Source organism: Chloroflexota bacterium (assembly GCA_014360825.1).
Lineage (GTDB): Bacteria > Chloroflexota > Anaerolineae > UBA2200 > JACIWT01 > JACIWT01.
The window spans coordinates 24067-49672 of record JACIWT010000005.1 but is presented as its reverse complement, the minus strand read 5'-3'; the positions used below and the strand labels follow the sequence as shown (position 1 = coordinate 49672).

Below are 25606 nucleotides of genomic sequence, written 5' to 3'. Positions count from 1 at the left end.
CCCCTTGTGCTAAGGACCGACGTGGATCAGGTCCATACCCACGTGAAAATCATCGGCGTCGTAGTAGCCGGGAAACCGGGTGACCATCTCGTATTCAGTCCTGAGCAGGTAATAATGGTCGCTTTCCATATTGCTCAGATAGCGAAGGGTAGCCCTGCCGCTCTCATCCTCCGACCTTTCGGCCAGGTCGGCATAGAAATCCCGCGAGGTCTCCTCGGCTTCCATCGCCAGTTCGAAAAGTTCTGGCACCGTCATGCTTCTTGTCACTTCTATGCTCATCTCGGGGTGCAGCCCCTTCTCCGGCAGAAGCAATTTCACGCCGGGGAAATTCCGGGCAAACATCTCCTCGAGCAGGCGGCGATGCTGCTCCTCCTCTTTGCGCAGGAAGGTGATTTTCTCAGATAGAGCGCGATTGCGTATCCTCTTGGCCAAGTGGTCGTACACGGTGGCCGCATCTATCTCGGACTTGATGGCAATTCCCAAGACTTCGGATGCGGTCAGGTCTGTGGCGATAGGCATTTCCCTTCCTCCTCAATGTAAACTGCCATCTCGATTATACTGGCATCTCGGGCTTTGGGCAAGCAGATAACGGTCGCGAGGTACGCACATTGCCGACCCATAAACGTACATCCAGCCGGTGTCTGGCACCGGCTGGATGTAACAGAGAGTCAGAGGGAGTTCTGACAGAAGACAACTTCGAACTCATAGATACCAGAGGGCATACAAAAGGCCGCCGCACAGTGCGTTCAACAGCCAGAGCACCCAAGTCACGCGCATCACCGTGCGGGTGTTTCGCAGCGATGGGGGCGCGAGCAGATTGCTCCGCGTCTTGATCACCACGTAGATGGCGAGTATTTCGGCCAGCGCACCCAACCCAGCGTGCCCCAATAGGAGCAGATTGACACCTGCGAGATTATGTCGTGCTGCCGGCAGTGCGCGAAAGAACGAGGGATTCATAATCCCGATGATCAAAATGCCATTGACTATCGCGAGGGTCGTCATGATGTTGCAGTGCAGAGACACAGCCCTCTGTTTGACACGAATGAGACCATAGAGAATGGCGAGCACCATGATCCCTTGCGCCACCAAATTGACGTCGGCTACCAAGCCGGCCTTAGTTCCCAAAAACCCTGTCGACAAAATCTACCTCCTTGGCACTAAGATAATCGCGCTTTATATAAGAAGACGTGCGATAGTCCGCCCTGGTTTCACACGACACGTTCTTAGTCGGGAAAAATCCGATGGCAGGAAACAAAAACGCCGCCAGCGGAGTGGGCAGGGCATCTCAACCCCGCCCACCAGGGCCCGCTGTCGGTTAAAAAGGAGGAGAGAGATTGGAAGGGCAGTGCTTCTCGGCCCAAAGCACTTGCCGTTATCTCGCCTTCATTGTATAATATTTTGCTTGCTCTGACATCAGTCGGATTACTAAATTTCATGTGGCTAAATGACGTAACTATTTGGTATCTAAATAGGCATAAATGCCTATGGCGCAGCCAAATGAACCAAACGGGCTTTGTACTTGTGTTAATATAGGAGCGAAATCCAGAAGAGAATAAAAACATGCCTTTTCTCCCAAACCGTTCCCGCCACTCTGCCCTGGCCCCCGACCTGCTGACAATCGTTTTGTTCCTCAGCGCGTGTTCCCTCCTCCTAACGGGGTCAGTCGCTGAACGATACCCGGCCGTAGAATCTCGATCCCGCGCGGAGGGCTATCCGATCACCATAAGTGCGCGTTCATCCTCGGCCACTGACAAAGATTATGTGATGCGAGAAGTGCGGCGTGTTGAGGGCGTGGCAGCAGTGGCCGCTACCATATCGGGTCAGTTTGCCAGCACGGACCTCCGTGGCCTGAACTGGACCACGGTGACTTTCTCCGGCACGGATTCCGAGTGGCCTGCCCGCTGTTATCCGCCCCCTAGCCCTGGCGTAGGTCTGGTGCAGGGCCGCCTCCCGGAGCCCGATAGCATGGACGAGTGCGTCCTAGGCTTCGAGTTGGCGCAACAGGTCGGACTCCGGGTTGGCAATTCCATCGAAATACAAGGCCATCCCTTCACCGTGGTCGGCATCTGGGGGCCATCGGCTATCCGGCGTGGCAATTTCGCCCAGGTGAGTTATGACGCCGCCGTCTACATCCTCGGCGCGTCTCCCAATCGCTACGACACTATCACCGCCTGGACGGCCCCCGGATATTCGCCCGAGGCTGTCGCCAAACGCATTTGGAGTGAAATAGACGGGTTGAACGTGGTCTCCCCTGATACAGAGTGGTCGGGAGTGCGCCGCGCGGTCCTCGTTACCTCGGCACTGACCGCCTTGGTGGCCGTACTCATTTTGCTTGTGGCGACGCCGGTGACGTTTGCCGTGGCGCACGCTACCGCAGCGCAAGGCGATGGGCTGTCTGAAACTTTGGTGCTATTCGGCTCGATCGGGGCAGTGGCGGGACTGGTGCTGGGCTGGATGGCCACGTTCGCCATAAACAATTGGGTGCGCAACAACTATGCGCTTACACCGTGCGTGGTAACGCCCCGGCTGGTTATCGGCTCCCTGGCTGTTACGGCACTCGCATTGACCATAGGGCTGGCTTGGGCCAAATGGCGCTGGGAGCGCGCGGGCTGGCCCGTGGCACTGGTTGCAGTTGTGGCAAGCGTAGTTTTGGTGGTGGCGGCACAGTTTGTGGCCGGATCTTGGGGGGAATCGTTGCAGGCGACCTTGTCCATAGCGCAGAATCTGGGGCGAGACCGAGTGTTGCTGCAAGCCCTGCGTGGTTCGCGCCGCCTGACGCACGAGTTGGGACGATTGCCCGCGGTGAGCGGAATAGTGCTCGAAGCCTATAGCGGCCCTGTCAACGAAGATGAACTGGGCTGGCAGTCTCTACGGCCGGCATCAGGCGTCCTCTACGGGCTACAAACCTCCACCGGATACCCCGGCCTCTCGGTGCTATACCCGGTTCACCTGGCCGAGGGGCGGACTCTATCGCCAGGGGCAGAATGGGAGGCGGTGGTCGGCTACGATCTGGCACAGCAGCGGGGATTGAGGATCGGCGAGACGCTGACCATCCGGGAGCGGGATTTCGTGGTGGTTGGCATCTGGGCGCGTGTACCGTATGGCTTCCCCCACGATGCCAATTTCCGCGTGGACATCCCACTGACAACTTTCCGCCAGATCATGGGCGACCCTTACGCCGTGGACAAGATAACTCTATTCGTGCCCCCCGTGACGAGGGCAGAAGATAGAGCAGAGTACTTGAATCGAGTGGCTGCTTTGGTGACGGAAGCCACCGTCCAACCCGTTGACTCGCTGCTACTGGAGGCTGTGGCAGGCTTCCCGGCGGCGCAGAGTGTGGTCAGAGAAACCCTGGATGTTGCCATCCTGCGTCTCCGCGTCGTGTATAATACTGTCCGCTGGGGCATTGGGTTTCTGGGGCTGGCGTTATCTGGCTTAGGCCTCGCTGCTGCCCTCGCGCTGACCGTCGCTTCGCAACGAGAGGGGATACGACTGAAGAAACTCGTCGGGGCCACCGAAGCGGATATTTTCGCCGAGTACCTGGGCTGGGCAGCGCTCCTGGGCGGGATAGCGGGACTGTGCGGTGCGTTTCTCGGCTGGGGGGCAGCCTCGTGGGTGAACAGCAGTTATATTTTGGTGCAGCAGGATATACCAGTGCTGGTGTCTACACCACGGCTCTTCATCACCAGCGTGTTGTTGGGCCTGTTCACGGGTCTGGCGGGAGGTTTCTACCCCGCCCTTCATGCTGCACGGGAGTTTCCAGGTGAGTACACAGCGCCGATTTCTGCGTCTGAACCATCTACTTTGACAGGATGGGAGGCGAGTCCATGAGAAGGTTGCTTTTGATCTTGGCAGTGGTCGTGGCAGTAGCCATTGTCCTCTACATGGTCGGACAATCGTTTGTCGCAAAGCAAGTGTCAGAGCCAACGCCGGGCACCTGGGAGCAGGGTCTTCCCACGAGTCCCTCGGTCCGCGCTTCTGGGGTTGTGGTGCCGGTGAGATGGATGGATCTGAGTTTCCGCACCGGGGGCGTGGTAGGCGAAGTGCTGGTGAAAGAGGGCGATACAGTACAAGCCGGACAAGTGCTGGCTCGCCTCGTGACCGATGATCTGCAACGTGAGGTGGACGCAGCCGCGGATGCTCTGGCGATCCAGGAAGCCCAATATGCCCAGGCCATGGCCACACCTACCCCGCTGGATCTCACCGTGGCTCAGGCCACACTCGATAGTGCCAAGGCCAACCTCGCGGAGTTGGAGGCAGGCCCGAGCCCTCGCGATGTCGAGCGCTACAAATTGCAATGGGATCAGGCCAAGAACAGCCTGTGGGCGGCTCAGGCCGAGCGCGACGGTATCGCCGGCTCGGAATCCCCAGACTATGTAGTGCAGGGAGCAAACGCGCGGGTCGCCTCCGCGGAAATCAGCGTGCGGCTGGCCGAGTTGGCGTATCAAGAAGCACTGGAAGGTCCATCCCCGGCAGCATTGGCTTCGGCGCGCGCCGCCGTGGCCCAGGCACAGGCGGCTTTGGATCGCCTGAAGCAAGGCCCAACCGCCGAGGAGAAAACCATCGCCGAGGCCCAATTGCGCCAGGCCCGCCAGCGCCTGGAGGCGGCAAAAGCAGCATTGGCCGCCGCGGAACTCGTGGCTCCCTTCGACGGGACGATCACCGCCCTGCACCTCCGCCCCGGCCAAATGATCAGCCCCGGCCAGGCAGCGATGACCCTGGCGGACCTGACCGAATTCGAGGTGGAGACCACCGACCTGGACGAATGGGACCTGAGTCAGATTCACCTGGATCAGGGGGTAACGCTCACCCTGCCGGGCTTGGGCAACCGACTTTTGCGCGGTCGGTTGGTGTACATTGCCCCAGCGGGGTCCACCCTGCCCTCAGGCGACGTGGTCTTCAAGGCCCGTATCGCCCTGGACCGGCAAGAGCAGGGCCTGCGCTGGGGTATGAGTGCGCGGATCGAGTTTATCGTGACGGGATTGAAATGAGATAATGCCTGCGCTCTCTGCGATTACGCTCACGAAAATCTATAGGGAAGGCGACCAGCAGTACGTCCTGATGCGCGGCCTGGACCTGACCGTAGAGCACGGCGAGTTCGTGGTCGTGACCGGCGGCCAGGGCAGCGGCAAGAGCACATTGCTGCGCATCTTGGGCGGCTTGGAGAAACCGACCGCCGGCACAGTGCACATCGAGGATCAGGATCTCACCCAACTCTCGCCCTGGGCGCGCGCCAAAGTGCGTGCGAACCGGCTCGGTTTCCTCTTCCGCCAACCACTCCTGCTGGAAGAGCAGAGCGTTCTGCAAAACGTCATGCTGCCCCTGCGCTACAGCAATATCCCTCGCGCGGAGGGCCGGGCGCGGGCCGAGAGGTTGCTGGCCCGGGTGGGCTTGGCAGATAAGGCGAACTTGCCAGCGAAATCTTTGTCTCTGGCCGAGAAGCAGCGCCTCGCTCTGGCGCGGGCGCTGGTGAACGGGCCTGCTGTGGTGCTTGCCGACGAGCCAGCGGGTGACCTCTCGGATGAGGAAGCCCGTGCGCTGGCGGATTTGATGCGTGCGCTGTGCGATGAGGAGGGCGTAGCCTTCCTCATCGCCGAGAGCGACGCGCGAATCAGCCGAGTGGCGGACCGGGTGGTGCGCATGGAAGACATCGCCCGGCCTGAACAGGGCTATGCCGTGGCTTGGTTACCATCGGAGTTAGCCTCGCCGCAACGCGCCCTCAGCGACGGCGAACTCCTCTCCCAAATCTACGAATCCGAACTGGCTGCCATCTTCAAGCCGTTCATGCCCTTGATCAACTTGATTGTGCGACCCATCGTCTTTGCGCTTATCGCCTCGGTGTTCATTGTCTATTTCTGCTTTTTCGGCCTGCGCGTCGCAGAGTACGGGCGCTACGGAGCATCGGTGGACGTGCTGGATACAGCAGTCCGGGCAGCGATCCACACCGGCCAGTATCTGACCAACGTGGTCACCAAAGGCGATTTCGGCTTGTATAACACTGGTTTTGGCAGCATCTACTACTGGCGTGAGAGTAGCGCCCGCCCCATCCTCGATTTAGTGCGCCCGACTGTGAGCAAGAGCCTGGCCCTATTGTTCCTTTCCATGCTGCTGGGGGCAGTGATTGGCGTGCCACTCGGGATAGGCGCTGCCCTGACTCGTCATGGGCGGCTGTCGCTCGCTTTCCTCGTGCTGGCCATAGTTGGCGTATCGGCGCCCAGTTTCTTCCTCGGCCTCCTGCTCCAGATCGTCGTCATCACCTTCTACAAGAGCACGGGTATCCGATTAGCACCGATTGGTGGCTTCGGGTGGGATGCCCACATCATCCTGCCGGCACTGACCCTGGCAGCCCGACCCATCGCCCAGGTGGCGCGGGTTTCCTTCGTCGCCCTTGCCGAAGTGCTGGAAACCGATTACATCCGCACCGCACGGGCTAAGGGACTCAACGGGCGCGCTGTTCTCTTCGACCATGCCTTGCGCAACGCGGGTGTGCCCATTCTGACAGCATTGGGTACCTCACTGCGCTTTTCTCTATCCAGCCTTCCTGTGGTCGAGATACTCTTCAACTGGCCGGGCATGGGCGAGACCCTCTGGGGCGCGATACGGCAAGGGCAAATCGAACTGGCAACGACGTTGATCCTTTTCCTGGGCGTGTTCTTCATCCTCATCAACCAGACCTTGGACATCTTGTATCGGCGCATTGATCCCCGGTTGCGCGAGGAGCATGTCCAACTGCGGACCAAGCGCAGTGGATTGGATATCTTAGCCAACGTTGTCTTCAGCATCCGCGATGCCTTCGAGCGCCTTTCCGAACGCCTACCCGGTGGCAGAAAAGCCCCCGAGTTCCGACTCGCACAACTGCTCAAAGGGAATCACGAGAAACATCGCCCACCAACTGCCGAAGAACTCCGCCGGGCCCAGGTCATCGCCGCCGAGCGCAGAAGGGCTTGGGTGCAGAGCACTCTGGGTAGCCTTTCCTTTATGCTGGGGGCAATTGTAGTCGTCGGGTTGGTAGTGGTTGTCGTCCTCGGCCCCCAATTAGCGCCCCACGATCCCTCTCAGACTCACTCTTACTTCGACATTGACGGAAAATGGATCGTGCCGCCACTCTCCCCAGGTCACGGCTACCCCTTGGGGACAGACCAACAGGGCCGCGACATCCTGAGCCTACTGTTAGTGGGGGCACGGCGCACCATGACCATCGCCTTCTTCGCTGTGCTCGCTCGTGTCCTGCTTGGGGCAGTCGTTGGCTGTCTGGCGGGTTGGTTTTCCGACAGCCTTTTGGACCGGGCGCTGATGAGCGTGACCGAGGTGATGGCTGCCTTTCCCACCCTGCTCCTGGCAGTCGTGATCATCTATGCTCTGGGCATCCGCCAGGGGTTGATGGTCTTTGTGGTGGCGCTGTGCGTGGTGGGCTGGGGCGAGACAGCCCAATACGTTCGCAGTCAGGTGATGAGCATCCGCGAACGCGACTATGTGGAAGGTGCATTGGCGGTTGGCTTGGGCGATGTGGCTATCTTATTGCGCCACGTGTTGCCCAACCTGCTGCCGTCGCTGGTAGTACTGGCCTGTCTGGAGATGGGCGGCGTGCTCATGCTATTAGGCGAACTGGGCTTCATGGGCGTCTTCATCGGTGGTGGTTTCACCACCTCTTCTATGAGTGACACTGGGCTGACCTATTTCGATATCCCTGAGTGGGGAGTGATGCTCTCCAACACCTGGCGGTACTTCCGCAGCGCCCCGTGGACCACCTTCTACCCCGCCCTGGCCTTCACAATCGCCATCCTGGGGTTCAACCTCTTCGGAGAGGGCTTGCGCCGCCTGACGGAGCGCCTCACCGTGAGCCTGAATCGCCTCTTCAGCCGCTATACCCTGGCCGCCGCGGCTGCGGTCGTAGCGCTCGTGTTCTTCACTGCAGAGGGCACAGGGCCCTGGAGGGTGTACGGCCCACAGGCCCAACAGTTCAATGTCGAGCGAGCGATGCAGGATATCTCCTATCTGGCCAGCCCAGAGTTGGATGGCCGGTTGACCGGCACCAGGGGCGCGCAGTTGGCGGCTGAGTATATTGCCAAACAAATGGAAGCCGCCGGCGTGCAATCCGCCGGAGAGGAAGTGAACGGCCAATGGACCTATTTCCAGACCATCCCCTGGGATGTCCGTGATCTGACCGCTGTGCCGTCGCTCCAAGTGTGGGACCGGGCAGGGCAGGAACTCGGCCCCTGGACGTACGGGCAGGACTTTTCAGAGACGTACGGTTCGCCCTCACAAGTGGGTTCTTTCGAGGGCGAGGTAATATGCATCGGCTTCGGGCCTGGTACGGTAACCTATCCCGAACAGGGTATGATTAGCTCAGTGGAGCTCGGGAATTTCGTGGCGATGGTGGACGCCCAGTCTCTGCAGCCGATCTATTCGCTGTTCCGCTACTATACTGCTTACAGCCCAGGAGCACTGCTGATCGTTGTGGAATCTCCACAGGCATGGGCCCGGCGCAACCTACTCTACCCACAGTCCGGCACAAATGCCGACGTGCCCTATCTCTACATCACTCCCGAAGTGGCGGATGCGATCCTGAAGGACAGCGGCTACACATTCCGAGAGCTGCAACAAACCTGGCAGCAATTGAGCGCCGGTCAGGGATTTTCTATGCACACCGGGGCGCGAGCCCGCGTTTCTATCGAGAGTGAGAAGCGAAGCGTCCCGGTGATAAACGTGTTAGGATTCATCCCCGGCACAGACACAGCCCTGGACGACGAAGCGATCATCGTGCTGGCCCCCTACGATGGACTGGGCCGCAGAATAGATGGCGTCCTCTATCCTGGGGCGAACGATAGCGCCAGCAGTGTGGCGGTGATGTTAGAGATCGCACGGCTGTGGAAAGACCTGGACTTCCGTCCCAAGCGCACGGTGATCTTCGTCGCCTGGGGCGGTTCAGAGCGACATTTGGAGCCCAGGGTGGACCATTTCTTGAGAGCGCGTCCCGGGTTCATCGAGTCGTATGGCATCATCGCCGTGCTGGACCTAGTTGGGATTGGCAGTGGCACAGGCAACGGGATCCACTTGCAAGAGAGCACCAGCGACCGCCTGACCGGCTTTTTCCGCACCGTGGGCAAGCGGGCGGGAGTGAATATCAGCACCCTGGGCACTGGGTTCACACCGCCCAGGGCGGACAAGAACCTCCCCTGGGTAAGGCTCACCTGGGATGGCAGTGTGTATCTCTCTCACACCCCCGAGGACACCCCCGAGAACATAGACCCCCAGAAACTCGGACAGGCCGGGCGCGCCCTGGCCCTGGCGCTGATGGTCTTATCCCGCGAGCCGACGTATTGAGCGCCAGCCCGGCTATTCCACGCCCTTAAACCTTTTCCGCGCTTCGGCGGCGAAGACCTTGGCCGTCTGTTCGTCTATATTGCAGAAGTTGATCTCGCGTATGGTCTGGGGGTGCTCAGCGAGGAACTCGAGGACGGCGTCGAACATCACTTCGGCGCAAAGGTCCTTCGGGAAGCCGAAGATGCCAGAGGAGATGCCCGGCATAGAGATGCTGGCAAGGCGGTGATCCTCCGCCATTTGCAGAGCGCTGCGCACCGCGCTGGCCAGTTTGGCCTTCTCATCCCCCGTCCCCCACACCGGCCCGACGGCGTGGATGATGTATCGGGCCGGCAGTCGCCCGGCCCCGGTGATGGCCGCCGTGCCGGTGCGCACCGGACCATGTTGGGCCACCCAGCGGTTGCTCTCCTCTTGGATCTCGGGCCCGCCCTTGCGCACGATCGCCCCGGCCACCCCGCCACCGTGAGCCAGATGCTCGTTGGCGGCGTTGACGATGGCATCCACCCGCTCTTCCGTCAGGTCGCCCTTGACCACGCGGATGACCTGACCACTCGGCAACTGGTGAACGAAGAGTACTTCTCGCATCTTCATCCTCCTGACGCGAAATATACCACAGAGCACGCTGAAAAACAAAAGTTCTAATCCAGCGGGCTGCGCAGCGCCAGGCCATCGCGATTCAGCACGCGAGTGTATCATGATGGTGTGCACATCCTTGCGGTCCCATTCCTGCACGATGCGGATATCGTAGGGGCGAAGCGCCGCTTCGCCCCTACAGAAGGTGGAGGGCGAAACCGTGGCGGAAGGTGTAACTACGGCCGTGTTTGGCGATGCCTGCCTTGCGAATGGCTTGTTTGACCGCGTGTTGGATGTCGTCTCCGTGAAGGCGGTGTCAGCGAATGACGCCTGTGCGCAGCTCGGCAGAACGATGACCGCCGGAAAGCGGATTCCGTCAGCGCCCATGTCTTTGGGATGACGTTTGTTGTGAAAGAGGATGAACTGTTTGATATAGTAGAGATACGAGTCTTCTGTGCTGAGGCTCATGTGCTTGAGCCGCATCACCTGACGAACCCGATTGAGAAACGGCGAGGAGGCCATACTTGACTCCTTTTCAACTCTTGGCATTAGCGCATCAGCGATGACCTCGGTTTGACAAACACCATGACTTATTTTATAGTATAGATGTCGATTTGCGGCTTTTGATGCGGTTAAGCCGACGGTTTAACAACGGCTTTCGGATAGTTAAACCGTCGCGCCCTAAATGTATTTTAAGCCGTTTCGGTTGAAAATATAGTTGGGCGGCTTATCTGCTGGAAAAATCACGGGTAGTACCTTTAAGGAGGACTGAATGCGTTCCCAAACTTTCTTTACCTTATTGGCGTTGGTCTTCATTGCGACGGCCTGTGCTGGTCGGCCTTCTAATCTACCATCCAGAGGAACTCCTCCTCCGGCCACGCTAACATCCTCTGTGCAATCTGTTTCCGGGCAACGGTTGAGTGCCAAAGAAGCGGTTGCATTGGCTTATGCTGCCCTACCGGCTGAGTGGAAAGCTACGGCGAGGCTGGCATTCGTTGGCCGCTGGTCGCAATTCTGCAATGTGGGATGTTCCCCTTTTGATGTTGAGGAAGATCCCGGTATTGGGTCGGATGGGCACCAGGCACACTGGGTCGTCATTTTCGCCAAAGATGAGACGTCCTCGACAGCCAACGTATACTATGTGGAAGGGGGGAAGGCAAGACTGGTGAAATCCGACATAGCGACGATCCGACCGGACGAGTTATTTGCTTTGGAAGGGTGGGTTGATTCAACGGAGATACAATTTCGCAAGTTGCAATCGGTAGGTCTGGAACTCAGAACGAGCGATCTATTTGAAGATGTAGACGCTGAATTGGGGCGCTATTCATTGCTCTGGCTGGCTGAGACATCCTTTGGCCACTTCGATGTTTATGATGCTACGACAGGGCAATACATCAAATCGCGCTGAGAGGTCCTGGCAAACCCCAACGATATAGCATCACCGGTTGCCTAAGGCCAATGTGGGGCCGCCCAACCCCTCGCTCCAGCCGACGCCGCCTTCGGCGGCGCGGCTGAGCGGCATCCCGTTAGGCGCGCTCGTCAGTTCTCCTATGGAGATGAGATACAATGCCTGTCGGTGAACCAAGCATATTTCAAAGTGTGGTATCGTTTCTTGAAAGACAAAAACTCGAATTCTCTGTCGAAGAAGAGCAATACTGTGACAAAATAACCGTCAGAAGCGGGGCAACAACCGCCTATGTGAGTGTTTACAATAGCGGCAAAATCGTTCTTGGGGGAAGAGACTCCCCCCTGAAGACTCTCCTTGCTGAGATGAAGAGCGCAATCGAGACAGGGGGAGCAATTCCTGGCCAAGCGTTACCATTCGAAATAGATAAGTTCCCCCAGACAATACAAGAGCGCGTGCCCGATTGCGACCCCGTGATTGTACGGTTTATCGATGAGTCCATTAGATGTGTGCGTTCTGATGCTTTGCTAGCAGCAGCATTCATGCTAGGTGCAGCCTCTGAGCGTGCGATTAATCTACTCATACATACATACGGGGACGCCATCCAGGATGATTCTAGTAGACAGCAGTTTCTGTCAAGAGTGAATGGGCGCTTTATATCCAGAAAATATGACGAGTTCATAAGGTCATACCAAAGTTGCAGGAGCAAACCAAGCGGCATCCTGTCCCAAGACCTGGATGTTATTATTGGGGGAATGTTTCAATTCTGTAGAATTACGAGAAACGAGATTGGTCATCCTCAAATCGTGCCCGATTTGGACAAGGGCGTTATACTTGCAAATCTTGGGCAATTCGTAAAATATATTGAGCGGATATACCAGCTGATAAATCACTTTAAGGAAAACGGTGTTGTTGTCTGAAGATGTTTTACCAGTCAAAATGAACAAGGAACTAAAACGAGTAGTGATTTACACAGACGGTGCTTGCTTGGGTAATCCTGGCCCTGGTGGATATGGGGTTGTATTGCTATATGGCAAACATCGGAAAGAGCTGTCGGGCGGCTTTCGATTGACAACTAATAATCGCATGGAAATAATGGCAGCTATAGTCGGGTTAAGTGCGCTCAAAGAAAGGTGTAAGGTAACCCTATACACAGACTCGCAGTATTTGGCTGATGCCATGATGGAGGGGTGGGCAAAACGCTGGAAATCGAATGGTTGGCGTAGGAATAAGAGAGAAAAGGCCTTGAATGCGGACCTGTGGGATAAGCTTCTAAATTTATGTGAGCAACATGATGTTGAATTTGTTTGGATACGTGGTCATAATGGGAATCCTGAAAACGAGCGCTGTGACAAGTTGTCTATGCAAGCTGCTGCGCAGGAGAACCTGCCGCCAGATATGGGTTATGAACATGAGCGCACCTAACAGCAGAAGCGTTATGGCTCGTCGACCCTATCTCAAGATGGAGTGGATTGAACACGTTCTAAAGAATCCCATGCGCACCGAAGTGCAGGCCAACGGACGCATCCGTTATTGGGGATATGTTGCCCAGATGGACAAGTATCTACGGGTCGTGACGGAACCAGATGGAGAGACCGTGCATAACGCTTTTTTCGACCGTCGCTTCAAGCCTTGATGGAGAGGGGACGATGATTTTCGAATACTATCCTGAAACCGACATGTTGTATATCAAATTGATTGAAGGAGTAAGTACCGAGTCAGAGGAGATCGCACCAGGGGTTGTGCTGGACTTTGATGAGCACAATCGTGTTATTGGGATTGAGATTGAGGATGCCAGCAAATTTATTGATCTATCAAAATTGGAGTTGAGAGCTCTTCCTGTCGTTAATTTGGTCCTGACGGAGAGGGCTCCTGCGCCAGCATGAAGTTTGGATACATCCTCAAAGAGCCGCCTAACACCCGCTGCAGCTGCCCGCCTCCGCTGCGCTTCGCGGCGCAGGTGAAGCGCAGGCCGTTGGGCGGCAGTACTCAAGCAAACAAGCGACGTCTCAGCCCAACGTCTCAAAGAGGTCCAACCCTATGTTTGCCAAGCCGTGGAAGTGCACATTGCCCCTCTTCATCCTCATTATGCTAATAACCGCTTGTGCGCTACCGGCCATATCTCCAACCACATCACCCCCCACCCCACTCCCAACCATTTCAGAGACGCAAACATTTTCACCTCGTGCTCGCTGTGGGGATGGGGTTTGCAATGGGCCGGAGAATCCCCGCAACTGCCCGGCAGACTGTGCCGCACAGGCTACCACGCCGGTACAGGCGCCGACTGCGACGGTTTCTGCGCCCTCCGAGGGTCAAGCAGTTCTGTACTTGGGAATCATGGTGCATCTGGAGGGCTGGCCGGATGGTGAGAATCAGGCTCGATTCAATGCCCATGCAACGCATGTGCGGGAATACGCTGACCTTTTTGAACGTTACGGGGCGCGCCTGACACTGGAGAGCAAAGAGTTCACCGACGGCTGTCTGCGTTGGAATGATAACGTCCTCAAGGAGATGGAACAACGCGGGCATGGCATTGGTGTCCATGCCGATATCGGCGGGGAGAGGAATTATGACTGCAGCCGCTTTGCCGCCGACCTGCGGGCGCGGAAAGAGCAACTGGAATCGCTGGGCGTGACCGTGCGGCACGTCTCTGGCATAGTCTCCCATTGCGACTGGGTGACCGCGGCCGCCGACGCGGGCTATCTCTTCACCAGCGGCCAGGTAGCCTATGCTGTGATGTCCCTGCCACCGGAAAAGCGTCCTCCGCAATTCCGCAATTGCCTCAATCCGGCCGCCTGTCACCAACCCTTCCCAACTGATCTCAGAGACCGCATCCACCCCTGGCGGATGAACAGCGGCAGCGACTGGTTGACCCACGATCCCAATGGAAGGCTAGCCCTCCTGCCGTCCAGTGGAGGGCTTGCCTGTATGCAAGAGGAGGCCTCTTCCCCTCAACGCTCTGTGACCAAATGTGAGTTCACGCAGGAGGATATTGATACTTTCATCCGGCAGTTGGAAGAGGCGTTATCGTACGCTGAACCAGATCAGGTCAACATCTACTACGTCTCCTGGAGTCTGGGCTCGCCTTTGGACATAATGCTCTTGGAGAGATGGTTACAGAGTATTCAGCCTTACGTGCAATCCGGCCAGGTACAATGGAGAACACTTCCAGAGATGTACGACGAGTATACTCGATGGGAACAGGGGCATTATCGGCCATCGGAGCCTCGACCAGCGCCCATCATGGGGTCGGCTTGGGCTATTGGTTTGGATATGAGGTAGGTGTGCCAAGCATGCCATTCCAAGTCCGCCTGCCGCTGGTGCTGCGCAACTATCCGTAGTCGGACTCGGGCTGGGGCAGGCGACAGTCCGCCCCAGCCCCCCAATCACTGAGTACTTGCATCTATCCTCGCTCCTATCCTGCTTGCCGAAAACCCGCCTCGCGGATAAAATAAACTCACTTTGCGCTGGAGGTTTCACCCATACAATGCCCAAGTATCCATCACTCATCGTGACCTTGCTCGCGCTCCTGGCGATAGCCGCGCTGGCCTGGGGGTGCTCCCCGGCCCCGCCATCTACGCCCACCCCGCTTCCCACGCTCACTCTTACGCCGGCCCCAACCATAGCCCCACCGGATCCCAACGCCGATGCCTGGCCCAACAGCGACGGCCTGGGACAGACGAACCACTTGAATCCGGGGTCGCTTATCCGCGCCCCGCTGCGCCAGGTCTGGGCTTGGCCGCGTGAAGAGGGGAAAGCGCTGGTTGTAGCCCTCGCCGGCGCAAACGGGAAGTTATACCTCCTGACCGACCAGGGCAAAGTGTACTGTGCAGATCAGAACACAGGGGACATCCTCTGGGAACAAAGCGTGTTCGATCTGGAAGTACCGAATTTAGGGCCGGTAACCGGATCTTTAGCCCTCTCAAAGGATATGCTGGCCATCAATTTCACGTATGCTCACGGTGCACCTGGCACAACGACCTCGCAGTTGCGGGTGTACGATGCGGTGAATGGTGCAGTACTCTGGCTCCTGCCCAGCCTCGACGACCGCAGTTACTTCACCTCATTGGCCCACGGGACCATGATATTGTTGGACCGCAACCTGACCGCCAGCCTGGAGATACGCTCCGGCAGATCCTATTGGATGTGGGACACCGGCAAGGACGAGTATCCCTTCTACGTCCTACAAGACGAGATGCGCATCTACCTGCTTAACTGCCAGCCTTCTGGTGGCACGCAGGTCAAGGTGGTAGACCCGGTGATGGGCATGCTGCAATGGGAGCGCGACCTCCCGCCCGCCGGTGAGTCTACCGAGTGGGCGCTCACCTTCGCCGCGCAGGATGCAGAGCGGCTTTACTTGGCGATGGCGAATGGTCTGATGGCATTGGACAAGGTGACAGGCGAGGTCATCTGGACACAGGAGGCGTACAAATATCCGCCGCTGGCATCCCCTGCCAATTCAGGTATGGCTGTTGCCTATGGGATGGTCTTCGTGCGCATCACCGATCGCCTCCAGGCGTTTGATGCAGCCGATGGGACGCTGCGTTGGGAGGTGCAATGGCCGCTGCCCACTTCCCGTCCGTGTCTGGCCGTGGCCAATGGCCTTGTCTTCACGATTGCCGAGACAGACGAGGGGGCAATGCTGGTGGCAGTGGATGCGCGTGATGGCACAAAAGCAGATGAAGTGCCCCTCGACTCTAACCACGGAGACCAGATAGCCATCGTCGGCCCGGCTCTCTACCTGTGGGGCCCGGAACGGGATTTCGCCGTCTACAGCACAGAGGACATCGCACCCATCCTGCTCCCTTGATCTCCGCATCAGGCGGACTATATAGCCCTCGGCTCACCCGAGCACGCCCCGAAGGGCACCATTTGCGACCCCGGACGCACTCCGGTCGAGGACTCGCAAGGGATATTTTGTGAACCCCGACTCTTCATCTCATTGGGCCAATTCCCAACCTATGGGGAAGGGAATCGCAGTCACAGCCCCAGTCGGGGACCTTTCAGACCGGTATTCCACAGACCGGACACGAGTGACCGGGGTTCGCGGACATCCGTGACGACACGGATGACGACGCCGGTGTCCGAATATTGATTATTATTGCTGCTGCTGGTGCACAGATCTAAGTTCACACCGCAACAGCAGCAGCATATTAATACTAATAATAACAGCCGGTCGTTCGCGAGTTCAAAACCGAGTCCGTCAGCGCCTTGGCTACGGTGCCCTTTTGCGCCTGCGCAAAGGTGTGCTATAATAGCATCCGAACATGTGTGCTAACAGGGGAGACAATGTCTGACCCACTAAGCGCTTTCATGCCCGCTGTCCGGGCATGGTTCGCGGAGACCTTCCGCCAGCCCACGCCACCCCAAGCGCTGGGCTGGCCGCCCATCCAGCGTGGTGAGCACACCTTGATCCTCTCGCCCACCGGCTCCGGCAAGACCCTGGCCGCTTTCCTGTGGGGTATCAATGCTCTCTACGAGAAGATGGCTGCCGGAGAGGAGCCAGAGGGGGTCGAACTGCTCTACGTCTCGCCACTCAAGGCGCTGAACAATGACATCGAGCGCAACCTGCGTGCACCATTGGCGGGCATCCGCCGAGTGGCGAAGGAGATGGGCACGCCCCTCCACCCGCTGCGGGTGGCAGTACGCACCGGCGACACGCCAGCCTCGGCGCGGATGCGTATGGTCCGGCAGCCACCCCATATCCTCATCACCACACCCGAGTCACTGTACCTCATCCTCACCAGCCCCCAAGCGCGGGGGATGCTGCGTCAGGTGCGCACCCTCATCGTGGACGAGATCCACACCCTTTGCGGCAACAAGCGCGGAGTGCACCTTTCTCTGAGCGTCGAGTTGTTGGCCCACCTGGCGAGCCATCCCATCCAACGCATCGGCCTCTCGGCCACGCAACGACCGCTGGAAGAGGTAGCGCGGTTCTTAGGCGGTCAGGAATGGGTTACATCCGCGGATGGTGAACGGCGGCTGGAGCCGCGCCCCGTCACGATCGTGGACGCCGGGCTGATTAAACCACTCGACTTGCAGGTGATCACCGTGGCCCGCGATTTCCGCGACCTGCCCGGTGGGTCGCTGTGGGCAGCCGCCATCCCCCGAGTGCTGGATCTAATACGTCGCCACCGCACCACACTGATCTTCGCCAATAGCCGTCGCCAAGCCGAACGCACCGCCGACCGACTGAATGAGCAGTATGCCGTCGAGGAACGAGAGGAACTGCCCCCAGGCACAACCGAGGCACTGGCTCCCGGCGGTGTGCCCAAAGGGGCAGGGTTCTTCGGCACGGGGGCAGTGGGCGGGCCATTCCGCGCACATCATGGCAGCATCTCCAAGACGGCGCGCCTGGAAATGGAACACGCGCTGAAGGAAGGCAGGCTGCCTGCACTGGTGGGCACAAGCAGCCTGGAACTGGGAATAGACATCGGCTCGGTGGATTTGGTGGTGCAACTGCAATCGCCCAAGGGAGTTGCCCGGGGCTTGCAGCGCATCGGGCGATCTGGGCACTTGGTAGGCCAGACCAGCGTGGGCCGCATTTTCGCCACGCACCGCGAGGATTTGGTGGAAGCGGCGGCAGTAACCCGCGCTATACTGGATGGCGACGTCGAACCGACGTACACTCCGCAAAACTGCCTGGATGTGCTGGCCCAGCAGATCGTGGCTGCTGTCTCTGTGCAGGACTGGGAGGCGAACGAACTCTACGAAGTCGTGCGCCAGTCTTACGCCTACCAGAAACTCACCCCAGACCTCTATCACTCGGTGCTGGATATGCTCTCGGGCAAATACCCGAGCACCGTGGCCCGCGAACTGAGACCCCGCATCGCTTGGGATCGAGTGTATAACCGGCTGGCCGCCCTGCCTGGCAGCCGGCTATTGGCCATCCGCAACGGCGGCACCATCCCAGACCGAGGCGCGTTCGGCGCTTACCTGCCCGATGGCAAGACCAAGATCGGCGAACTGGACGAAGAATTCGTCTACGAAACTCGCCCGGGCGATGTATTCACCCTGGGAGCGAACACCTGGCGGGTGATCGAGATCACGCAGGATCGGGTGATTGTGGCCGACGCGACCGGCGCTATGCCCCGCATGCCCTTCTGGAGGGGCGATCTCCCCCGCCGCGACTATCATCTGGGGATGCTCGTGGGTCGTTTCCGGCGAGAACTGGCCGAGCGAGTGCGCGACCTGCCGCCTTTGCCCGATGACCCCGAAGCCCCCTGGCCAGAGGAAGCCCAAGCCATCCTGGACTTTCTCCAACAACAGTACAAACTCGACGAGAACTCGGGCTACACTCTCCTACGTTATGTAAAACACCAATTGGATGTGCTGGGCGCAATCTCATCGGATCAGACCATCATTGTGGAGACCTTCACCGATGCCCTGGGCGATTTGCGCATGGTCATCCACTCCTGCTTCGGGGCACGAGTGAACAGCCCTTGGGCGCTGTCCCTGGCCCACGCCCTGCGCGAGCGCACTGGTCGCGATGTGGAAGTACAAGTCAACGACGATGGTATCCTATTCCGTTTCCTGGACGCTGACGGCGAACCACCCGTCAATCTGGTGCGCGAGATGGGGCCCAAGGAGGTCCGCGAACGTTTGTTGGCCGAGTTGCCCAACTCAGCGTTGTTCGGGGCGCAATTTCGCATGAATGCCGCCCGGGCCTTGCTCCTCCCCACCGCTGGGGGCAGACGCAAACGCACACCTTTCTGGCTGCAACGGCTGCGGGCGAAGGACCTGCTCGCCGTGACCAAGGGCTTCCCGGACTTTCCCATCATCGCCGAAACCTATCGCGATGTCCTGCGCGATGTGCTTGATCTGGCACATCTGGAGGAGGTGCTGGGCAAAATCCAGTCGGGCGATATCCGGGTGGTAACCGCCGAGACCATAGTGCCATCGCCCGTGGCCCAAGGGCTGCTCTTCGACTTCACAGCTGTTTATATGTATGAGTGGGATATGCCCAAGGCGGAGCGGCAGATGGCAACCCTATCCCTCAGCCGCGAGATGTTGGCGCAACTGCTCGATGAGGCAGCCTTGCCCGATTTGCTCAAACCAGAGGCCGTCCAGATTGTGGACCGCCAACTCCAGCGCATCGAGGAAGGTTATCGCGCCCGCACACCCGATGAACTGGCGATCCTTCTCTACGAAGCAGGCGACCTGACGACGGAGGAAATCGCAGCCCGCTGCTCCGAGGATGCCCGAACCTGGCTCGAGGGGCTCGCCGACAGCCATCGCGCTCTCCAAGTGGAAATAGCCACCCCCGATGGCCCTTGTCGGCGATGGATTGCATCGGAGCGCTACGCCCTCTATCGCGACGCCTTCGGGCTACCGCCGATCCCACCCGTCCCCCTGCCCGCTGATTTGCTCCGGCCGCAGCACCCGCTCGAAGAGGCCTGTTGGACTATTCTGCGCCGTTATCTCCAGAACCACGGCCCACTGACCCGCGCTGAGATCCAGGGGCGCTACGGCTTCCCCGGCGAATGGCTGGATGAAGCCTTGAAAGCGATGGTGGAGGCGGGCGATGTGGTCTCCGGGCGATTGACGCCAGGAGCGACGGAGGTCCAATGGTGCGACCGGCGCAACCTGGAGCGCATTCATCGCCAGACGCTGACCTTACTGCGAAAAGAGATCCAGCCGGTTTCCCTCTTCGCCTACGCCGATTTCTTAACTCGCTGGCAGAAATGTCACCCCGCAGAACGCTTGTCTGGGATGGGGGGCCTCACCAGCATATTGCAACAACTCCGCGGCGCACCTGCTCCCGGCCTGGTGTGGGAACGGGACCTACTGCGCTACCGTTTATGGGACTTCAATCCCGCCGATTTAGAAGAACTCTGCCAACGCGGAGAGGTAGTGTGGGTGGGTTCGGGCGGCAAGGACCCCCGCCGGAGTCGCATTCGCTTCCTTTTCCGCGGCGAGGGGGCCTATTTCCTGCAGCCGGAACCAGACCCCGAGGCCATTGCCGAACTGAGTGATCACGCCCGCGCCGTCTGGGATTTCCTCAAGGCGGAGGGAGCGTGCTTCACCACCGATTTGCAGGCGGGCCTCGGGCTGAAAGCCGAGACCCTGAGCAAGGCGTTGGTGGAACTGGTGATGGCTGGCATCGTCACCAACGACACGCTGACGGCCATGCGCGAGGTTTTGGCTCACGGCTCCGCTGGGGAGGCGGGTGAGCGTCGCCCGCTGAGTTCGTTGGAAGAAGAACTGGCCGAGTGGCGCGCCCGTCGCGAGCCCCGCCCACTGACGCGAGAACGCTACTACGCTGCTAAGCGCGCCGCTGCCCGGCGCACCCAAGTGGTACCCCGCTGGAGCGGCCGTTGGTCGCTGGTGCATCGCCTCGGCGTGTGGGGGAAAGACGCGTCGCCCGAAGAGCGGGTGTGGCGCCAGGCCAGGCAATTATTGGCCCGCTATGGCATCGTTACCCGCGAGAGCCTGGCGAACGAAGAGGGCTCATGGGATTGGACAGCGCTGTACCCGCAATTCTTGCTCATGGAGATGCGCGGGGAGGTGCGACGAGGCTATTTCGTGCGCGGGTTGCCAGGGGTGCAATTCGCTTTGCCCGAGGCAGTAGAGCGACTACGGCAGTGGAACGCGCCGGAGGCTGGAGGGTCAGAAGAGTTAGTGTTACTGAACGCGACCGATCCAGCGAATCCGTTCGGCCCGGCGCTGGCAGAGACAGGTGCTGCCCTGCCACCGGAGCGCAACCCGATGCGCTTCGCCCGCCTGCCTTCCACCTACCTCGTGTTGCGGCGCGGCCAGCCTATCCTGCTGCTAGAGAATGCAGAGAGAGTGACTACAATGCCGGGCATCGAAGAGGCGGTGATAGGTCGGGCGATGAGACTGTGCATCGAACATCTGACCGCACCCGGCGGCCTGGCCTCACGGCCACGACGCATTACTCTGACGATGTGGGATGGTCAGCCAGTGCTGGATAGTAGTGCCGCAACCCTCCTCGAATCACTCGGTTTCCGCCGCGAGGCACTGGCAATGGTGTGGGAAGAAATATAGGTTCTGCGTGCTTTCGCATCGCCAAGGGTTACGAGAACGCCCCCCTAAGCGCATCCGCGATGCCCGCAGCCCAAGAAATGATGGCATCCCAATCCCGAAAGTCGCCCACCGGTGCCTTGATACCCTTAACGATCAGTTTCTCAGCCAGACTGAGTTTGTTCATATCCAGCCTGCCATGGAAGAGGGCAACGTCGCGGGGTCGGATGCGGTCAGCAACGGGTTGCAGCGCCTCAGGGAAACGCCAGCCCTTCACCAACTGTACCGGGTCTCCCTTGCCGGTGGGCCCACTGGAAAAAAGCCACACCGGCCGCTCGGATAGCATCTTCTCATTGTTTTCCAGAAAGTTAGCCGCTTCCTTGCGCCATTGGCCCATGTACACTGCACTTCCCAGCACAACTGCCCGGTAGGCGGCCAGGTCGCCGACGCGATCTGCAGACAACACATCGGTGTGAAAACCCGCTTGACGAAGCACCTGACCGATCTTCTCGGCAATCTCCGCCGTGGCACCATACTTGGTCGCGTAGGCCACCAGGACCTGAATTTCCATATTCATTCTCCCCTCGTAGTAAGCGTTTGAACGCTTATCCCGGCCAAGTGGTCTGAGAGCAAAGAATTTTGCTGGCGACCCAGATTATACGTTGGCCCTCGGTCGCCGTCAAAAATTTCCCTTTTCTGGAGCGGAAAGAGAGTGGACATCCGATAGAATATATGGTATAATATCTACGAAGCTCCCGATTACGGTATTCACATTAGAGAGGTACCACCTGGGCGCCCAGGGAGGAGGAAGGACAAATGGGAATGCGAGGATCGCGCATAATCGGCGTGGTCCTGACGGCTTTTTGGATGGCCCTCCTGGGGCCTCAGGTCGCGATCGCTGAGCCACCGCCGCCAGGTTGTTACTGGGTGGAGACAGGGCGCTGGTATGAGGGTCAGTTACCCCCGCCCACAATTCGGGGCGTACGCATCAGCGTCCAGTTCTCCAATACGGAGCCCTGGTTCCTCACCTTCCGCGGCGAGCGGTCGTCCGACACCGGCCCCGTCAACATCCCCCTCGTTGTCCAGTCTGCCGTCTCCCCTTACGGCTACGGTGATCTCGATAACGATCCGCCATGTCTCAGCATCCGCACCAATTACCGCAGCACAGAACAGTGGGCCTGGGAAGCGCGACCTTCCCTGTACTTGGGACCTGGGCAGTTCGCCGTCGAACTCGTCTTTGACCTGCGCCGCCTTACCGATTGGACCGACATCAACTGGTGGGAATGCGGGAGCCTGCAGATAGATCTGTGGGCCATAGACCGCTATGGTGCCGGATGGGATTATGTCGAGTTGCCGGGCGGTCTGTGGTTCTCTGGGTACAACTGGCCAGAAGAATGTATCGCATGGACCCCAGTGCCGACGGACACTCCAACACCAACCGAGACCGCAACACCAACGCCCACGCTCAGTGAAACGCTGACGCCAACTGCTACTCCGTCGCCAAGCCATTCGCCCACACCCACGGAGACAGCGCTTCTCACACCGACCCCCAGCGTAACGCCCTCCGTCACCCGTACGCCAGGTCCTTTCTTCGTGTTCCTGCCCATTATTCACAAGGACTACTCACCACCTCTGCCGCCAGGATACGACCTCATGATCCGAGACCGGGAAGACGATGACGGCAGTGTATGTCAACCTGAACCCTGGTGGTCGAGCCCGGATGTGTGGGTGCGCCGCATCCAGGACAATGGGACGGAATACCAGTATCCACAGCCAGGGCAGCGGAATTACATCTACTTGCGAGTGCGCAATCTTGGGCCCCACGACGCTACTAACGTGCGCGTCTGGGCGGAGATGGCATTGGCGGCGATGGGCCTACGCTACCCGGAGGACACGACCTACGTCGGCGAGCAGATCATCCCTCTCTTCCGCGTCGGAGAAACGCGGATTGTAGTGATCCCGTGGGATGTGCCGCAGGTGACAGGGCACTTCTGCATCATGGGCCTGATAGATGCAGAATATGACCCGCTGCCTGGAGGTTATGGCCAGCGCCTGGTGCCATGTTCCAACAACGCAGCCATCCACAACGTCATCGTCGTGGCCGGCGAGATACCCATCGAATGCGGTCAGGTGGCGACCGGCTTCTACGAAGAGGCATTCTCTCTCTCCGTGGTGAACGGGGGCGTGGAACGCGCTATGAACCTGAACTTCATCGGTGAGGTCCTCGACAGCGTAGCAGTCATTATCGAGCCAGGGGAGTTGGCTGGGCGGTGGACGAGCCTGGAGAACATGGAATTGCAGGCCGATGGGACGTTGCGAGTCATAGCCCTGCCCGCCAGCATCGTGGGCGTACCTATGTTGCCCAACGAGCGGGCCACCCTCGTGATCCATCTGCGTGCACCTGCGGGGGCACGCTTGAGGCTACAGCTCGAACAGATGCTCGATGGCCTGGTAGTAGGCGGGAACGAAATCCTTCGCTCGGTGCCATACTGCAACTGGCTGGCGCAGATGATGCAGCCCTGGGTGCAGATCCGGTAGTGGAGCAATGAGCAAGGGGCCTGGCGATGCGGTCGCTAGGCCCCTTTTCTGTCCACTGCTGCAGCACCCTCCCGCAGGTTTTGGGAACCTGTGGGGGCTTTTGCACCTGTTTTTCTTACTCCACGCGCATCTCCAGACCTAATTCTCCCCCACTTACCACATCCGTATCCTCCCCGGCTGCACCCTGCCACGTCGCCCACCATGTGCCCGTGTTGTAAATGTTGCCGCAGACACCGTAGAGTATGTTCGTGGCATAGGTCCCTTCCGCTCGAGTGGGCGAGACGAAGCGCCCTGTGCCCGAGATGTTGCCATCCAGGTAGGTGCGGGAGAAAGTGAACGTCCCATCCGTGCCAATCGGAACGGCATTGGCGATCTCCCAAGTGGCTGTGCCGTAGCAAATCCAGGAATTGGACTCATAGACGTACGTCACCAAGTCCATCCCGGCGCGGATCTTCGAGCCGCCGCTGGCGGTCTCGAAAGCGATGGTTTGAGGGTGGTCGGGGTGGCCGGTGGTAGTGGTCTGGCCGCGCCACAGGCCATCGTTGGGTCGCCCGTGCCACTCGGGCGTGATAGTGCGAGTGGGGGTGGGAGTAGGCAGCGGAAATCCCTTGCGGATGATGGGCAAGAACATCTCGGCTGCGCCTGGCGGACGGGTGCGAGTGGGCGTGGGCGAGGGGCCTGGGGTAGCGGTACGGGTGGGTGTGCAGGTTGGAGTAGCCGTGCCAGGCGGGCCTGTAGTAGGTGTGGTCACGGCGGCGACGTCTTGTATCACCGCCACCTTATCGTCGTACGTCATCGGGCAATAGACCCGCCCCAGCGCCTCCAACACGCCAATGCTGGCATAGTTCCCGCATAACCCGTCCCTGGCACCCGCACAGTGCCCACTGCAGTGAGTGTGTTGGCATCGAAAACTCGCATGTCCTGTGACTTCCAACTGTAAACCCGCCTCGCACCACAGTTCAGTCCGATGATGCCCGCTACAGGGATCGAGCCCACGCGAGCCGCTGTGGTGCCATCGAACACGGCGATCTCATTCAGGCAACGGACGTACACGCGGTTGAGCACCGGATCAGCAGCGACACCGTGCGTGGCCGAGATGTCGCGCACCTGGTGTCTAATCTCACCGGTCATCACATCAAAGAAAACCAAGTTGGGCTGAGCGTCGTATGACGCGTAGCCCATGCCGCTTACCGCATTCACTGCTACGGCCACGTCGCGAAAAACGGTACTGTAACCGATTTCGACTCGAGCCACTCTCTGGAGGGTCCTCGTATCGTAGATGTTAACGTAGTCTGACACACCAATAAGCCCGCTCTCGTCACTGACCAACAGTCGATGCCGACCTGGATCAATTGCCAACTCCTCCGGGTGGAACACGCACTCGTTGATCGCTCCCACCTCATTGCCAGTGGCCGCATCGAGCACGTGAATTGGGCTGCACGACGCCACATATAGGCGGTTGGCAATGGGGTCCAGAGCCGCTCCAGAAATGTTGTAGGGCAGAGGAATGGTGCGGACGACGGTATTGGAATTGCCGTCCAACACGTAGATGGTGTCGTCATACTCACAGACGACATAGACGAGGTTGCGAAGCGGATCGGCGACCGTCGCACCGGGATTGTCGCCCACGTTCACAGTCCCGATGAGCGATTGGGCGATGGTCGAAGGAGTTAAGGGAGCAAGGGAGGCAGCGACGAGGGCAACGATGATCAGGCCCCCAACAAACCACAGGCGCTGCATCTTTTCCTCCTGCCCGCGTTTATGCGGTGCTCCTGTGGCACACAA

18 protein-coding genes and 1 pseudogene are annotated in these 25606 nt (G+C 59.2%); 12 read left to right on the top strand and 7 right to left on the bottom strand.

Annotation, left to right across the window (positions count from 1 at the left end; genetic code table 11):
• Positions 1 to 9: 9 nt before the first annotated feature.
• Both H5T64_04695 and H5T64_04690 read right to left on the bottom strand, forming a co-directional pair.
• Positions 10 to 519, bottom strand: a complete 510-nt coding sequence (locus H5T64_04695; GenBank protein ID MBC7263640.1) for a ferritin family protein — start codon at positions 517 to 519, stop codon at positions 10 to 12.
• Between the two features lie 183 nt (positions 520 to 702).
• The gene (locus tag H5T64_04690; GenBank protein MBC7263639.1) at positions 703 to 1140 is read right to left on the bottom strand and encodes a hypothetical protein; all 438 of its coding nucleotides are present in this window, start codon (positions 1138 to 1140) and stop codon (positions 703 to 705) included.
• Between the two features lie 420 nt (positions 1141 to 1560).
• On the opposite strand from H5T64_04690, the gene H5T64_04685 reads away from it, so the two are divergent.
• From H5T64_04685 to H5T64_04675, 3 genes are read left to right on the top strand one after another with little or no spacing between them, the layout of a single operon-like run.
• Positions 1561 to 3831, top strand: coding sequence for an ABC transporter permease (locus tag H5T64_04685; protein MBC7263638.1), 2271 nt, complete (start codon positions 1561 to 1563; stop codon positions 3829 to 3831).
• Positions 3828 to 4991, top strand: a complete 1164-nt coding sequence (locus tag H5T64_04680; GenBank protein ID MBC7263637.1) for an efflux RND transporter periplasmic adaptor subunit — start codon at positions 3828 to 3830, stop codon at positions 4989 to 4991. The genes H5T64_04685 and H5T64_04680 overlap by 4 nt, the downstream gene beginning before the upstream one ends.
• 4 nt (positions 4992 to 4995) lie before the next feature.
• The gene (locus H5T64_04675) at positions 4996 to 9324 is read left to right on the top strand and encodes an ABC transporter permease subunit (GenBank protein ID MBC7263636.1); all 4329 of its coding nucleotides are present in this window, start codon (positions 4996 to 4998) and stop codon (positions 9322 to 9324) included.
• 12 nt (positions 9325 to 9336) lie between these two features.
• Here the strand turns inward: H5T64_04675 and H5T64_04670 are convergent, their stop codons facing one another.
• Together H5T64_04670 and H5T64_04665 are read right to left on the bottom strand one after the other, a co-directional pair.
• Positions 9337 to 9906, bottom strand: a complete 570-nt coding sequence (locus H5T64_04670; protein MBC7263635.1) for a macro domain-containing protein — start codon at positions 9904 to 9906, stop codon at positions 9337 to 9339.
• Positions 9907 to 9959: 53 nt separating this feature from the next.
• Positions 9960 to 10416: pseudogene (locus H5T64_04665) on the bottom strand (phage integrase N-terminal SAM-like domain-containing protein).
• A 250-nt stretch (positions 10417 to 10666) separates the two neighbouring features.
• Here H5T64_04665 and H5T64_04660 point away from each other — a divergent pair.
• From H5T64_04660 to H5T64_04625, 8 genes are all read left to right on the top strand, one after another.
• A complete protein-coding gene (locus tag H5T64_04660; GenBank protein ID MBC7263634.1) occupies positions 10667 to 11302 on the top strand; it encodes a hypothetical protein in 636 nt (211 codons plus the stop codon).
• 158 nt (positions 11303 to 11460) lie between these two features.
• Positions 11461 to 12219 carry a hypothetical protein gene (locus H5T64_04655; protein MBC7263633.1) on the top strand — a complete coding sequence of 253 codons (759 nt, stop codon included), beginning with the start codon at positions 11461 to 11463 and terminating at the stop codon, positions 12217 to 12219.
• A gap of 19 nt (positions 12220 to 12238) precedes the next feature.
• Entirely contained in the window at positions 12239 to 12724 is a 486-nt protein-coding gene (gene rnhA / locus H5T64_04650) for a ribonuclease HI (protein ID MBC7263632.1), read from the top strand.
• Positions 12705 to 12935: a hypothetical protein gene (locus H5T64_04645; GenBank protein ID MBC7263631.1), complete on the top strand. Its 231-nt coding sequence runs from the start codon at positions 12705 to 12707 to the stop codon at positions 12933 to 12935. Before rnhA ends, H5T64_04645 begins: the two co-directional genes overlap by 20 nt.
• Before the next feature lie 13 nt (positions 12936 to 12948).
• A complete protein-coding gene (locus tag H5T64_04640; GenBank protein MBC7263630.1) occupies positions 12949 to 13185 on the top strand; it encodes a DUF2283 domain-containing protein in 237 nt (78 codons plus the stop codon).
• Between the two features lie 154 nt (positions 13186 to 13339).
• Positions 13340 to 14581 (top strand): hypothetical protein, encoded by a 1242-nt coding sequence (locus H5T64_04635; protein MBC7263629.1) that lies wholly within the window; start codon positions 13340 to 13342, stop codon positions 14579 to 14581.
• 205 nt (positions 14582 to 14786) lie between these two features.
• The gene (locus H5T64_04630) at positions 14787 to 16109 is read left to right on the top strand and encodes a PQQ-binding-like beta-propeller repeat protein (GenBank protein ID MBC7263628.1); all 1323 of its coding nucleotides are present in this window, start codon (positions 14787 to 14789) and stop codon (positions 16107 to 16109) included.
• A gap of 479 nt (positions 16110 to 16588) precedes the next feature.
• Entirely contained in the window at positions 16589 to 21307 is a 4719-nt protein-coding gene (locus H5T64_04625) for a DEAD/DEAH box helicase (GenBank protein MBC7263627.1), read from the top strand.
• Positions 21308 to 21335: 28 nt separating this feature from the next.
• Here H5T64_04625 and H5T64_04620 read toward each other — a convergent pair whose 3' ends face one another.
• The gene (locus H5T64_04620) at positions 21336 to 21854 is read right to left on the bottom strand and encodes a flavodoxin domain-containing protein (protein ID MBC7263626.1); all 519 of its coding nucleotides are present in this window, start codon (positions 21852 to 21854) and stop codon (positions 21336 to 21338) included.
• 245 nt (positions 21855 to 22099) lie between these two features.
• On the opposite strand from H5T64_04620, the gene H5T64_04615 reads away from it, so the two are divergent.
• Positions 22100 to 23821, top strand: coding sequence for a hypothetical protein (locus tag H5T64_04615; protein MBC7263625.1), 1722 nt, complete (start codon positions 22100 to 22102; stop codon positions 23819 to 23821).
• 115 nt (positions 23822 to 23936) lie between these two features.
• Here the strand turns inward: H5T64_04615 and H5T64_04610 are convergent, their stop codons facing one another.
• Positions 23937 to 24617, bottom strand: coding sequence for a hypothetical protein (locus H5T64_04610; protein MBC7263624.1), 681 nt, complete (start codon positions 24615 to 24617; stop codon positions 23937 to 23939).
• The gene (locus tag H5T64_04605; protein ID MBC7263623.1) at positions 24614 to 25561 is read right to left on the bottom strand and encodes a YncE family protein; all 948 of its coding nucleotides are present in this window, start codon (positions 25559 to 25561) and stop codon (positions 24614 to 24616) included. The genes H5T64_04610 and H5T64_04605 overlap by 4 nt, the downstream gene beginning before the upstream one ends.
• Between the last annotated feature and the right edge of the window lie 45 nt (positions 25562 to 25606).

Excerpts from the sequence above, each read along its gene's own strand:
- H5T64_04685 (MBC7263638.1), top strand. The coding sequence starts at position 1,561 with ATGCCTTTTCTCCCAAACCGTTCCCGCCACTCTGCCCTGGCCCCCGAC.
- H5T64_04655 (MBC7263633.1), top strand. The coding sequence starts at position 11,461 with ATGCCTGTCGGTGAACCAAGCATATTTCAAAGTGTGGTATCGTTTCTT.
- H5T64_04635 (MBC7263629.1), top strand. The coding sequence starts at position 13,340 with ATGTTTGCCAAGCCGTGGAAGTGCACATTGCCCCTCTTCATCCTCATT.
- rnhA (MBC7263632.1), top strand. The coding sequence starts at position 12,239 with ATGAACAAGGAACTAAAACGAGTAGTGATTTACACAGACGGTGCTTGC.
- H5T64_04680 (MBC7263637.1), top strand. The coding sequence starts at position 3,828 with ATGAGAAGGTTGCTTTTGATCTTGGCAGTGGTCGTGGCAGTAGCCATT.
- H5T64_04630 (MBC7263628.1), top strand. The coding sequence starts at position 14,787 with ATGCCCAAGTATCCATCACTCATCGTGACCTTGCTCGCGCTCCTGGCG.
- H5T64_04615 (MBC7263625.1), top strand. The coding sequence starts at position 22,100 with ATGGGAATGCGAGGATCGCGCATAATCGGCGTGGTCCTGACGGCTTTT.
- H5T64_04605 (MBC7263623.1), bottom strand. The coding sequence starts at position 25,561 with ATGCAGCGCCTGTGGTTTGTTGGGGGCCTGATCATCGTTGCCCTCGTC.
- H5T64_04660 (MBC7263634.1), top strand. The coding sequence starts at position 10,667 with ATGCGTTCCCAAACTTTCTTTACCTTATTGGCGTTGGTCTTCATTGCG.
- H5T64_04670 (MBC7263635.1), bottom strand. The coding sequence starts at position 9,906 with ATGCGAGAAGTACTCTTCGTTCACCAGTTGCCGAGTGGTCAGGTCATC.
- H5T64_04640 (MBC7263630.1), top strand. The coding sequence starts at position 12,949 with ATGATTTTCGAATACTATCCTGAAACCGACATGTTGTATATCAAATTG.
- H5T64_04645 (MBC7263631.1), top strand. The coding sequence starts at position 12,705 with ATGAACATGAGCGCACCTAACAGCAGAAGCGTTATGGCTCGTCGACCC.
- H5T64_04610 (MBC7263624.1), bottom strand. The coding sequence starts at position 24,617 with ATGACGTACGACGATAAGGTGGCGGTGATACAAGACGTCGCCGCCGTG.
- H5T64_04695 (MBC7263640.1), bottom strand. The coding sequence starts at position 519 with ATGCCTATCGCCACAGACCTGACCGCATCCGAAGTCTTGGGAATTGCC.
- H5T64_04625 (MBC7263627.1), top strand. The coding sequence starts at position 16,589 with ATGTCTGACCCACTAAGCGCTTTCATGCCCGCTGTCCGGGCATGGTTC.
- H5T64_04675 (MBC7263636.1), top strand. The coding sequence starts at position 4,996 with ATGCCTGCGCTCTCTGCGATTACGCTCACGAAAATCTATAGGGAAGGC.
- H5T64_04620 (MBC7263626.1), bottom strand. The coding sequence starts at position 21,854 with ATGGAAATTCAGGTCCTGGTGGCCTACGCGACCAAGTATGGTGCCACG.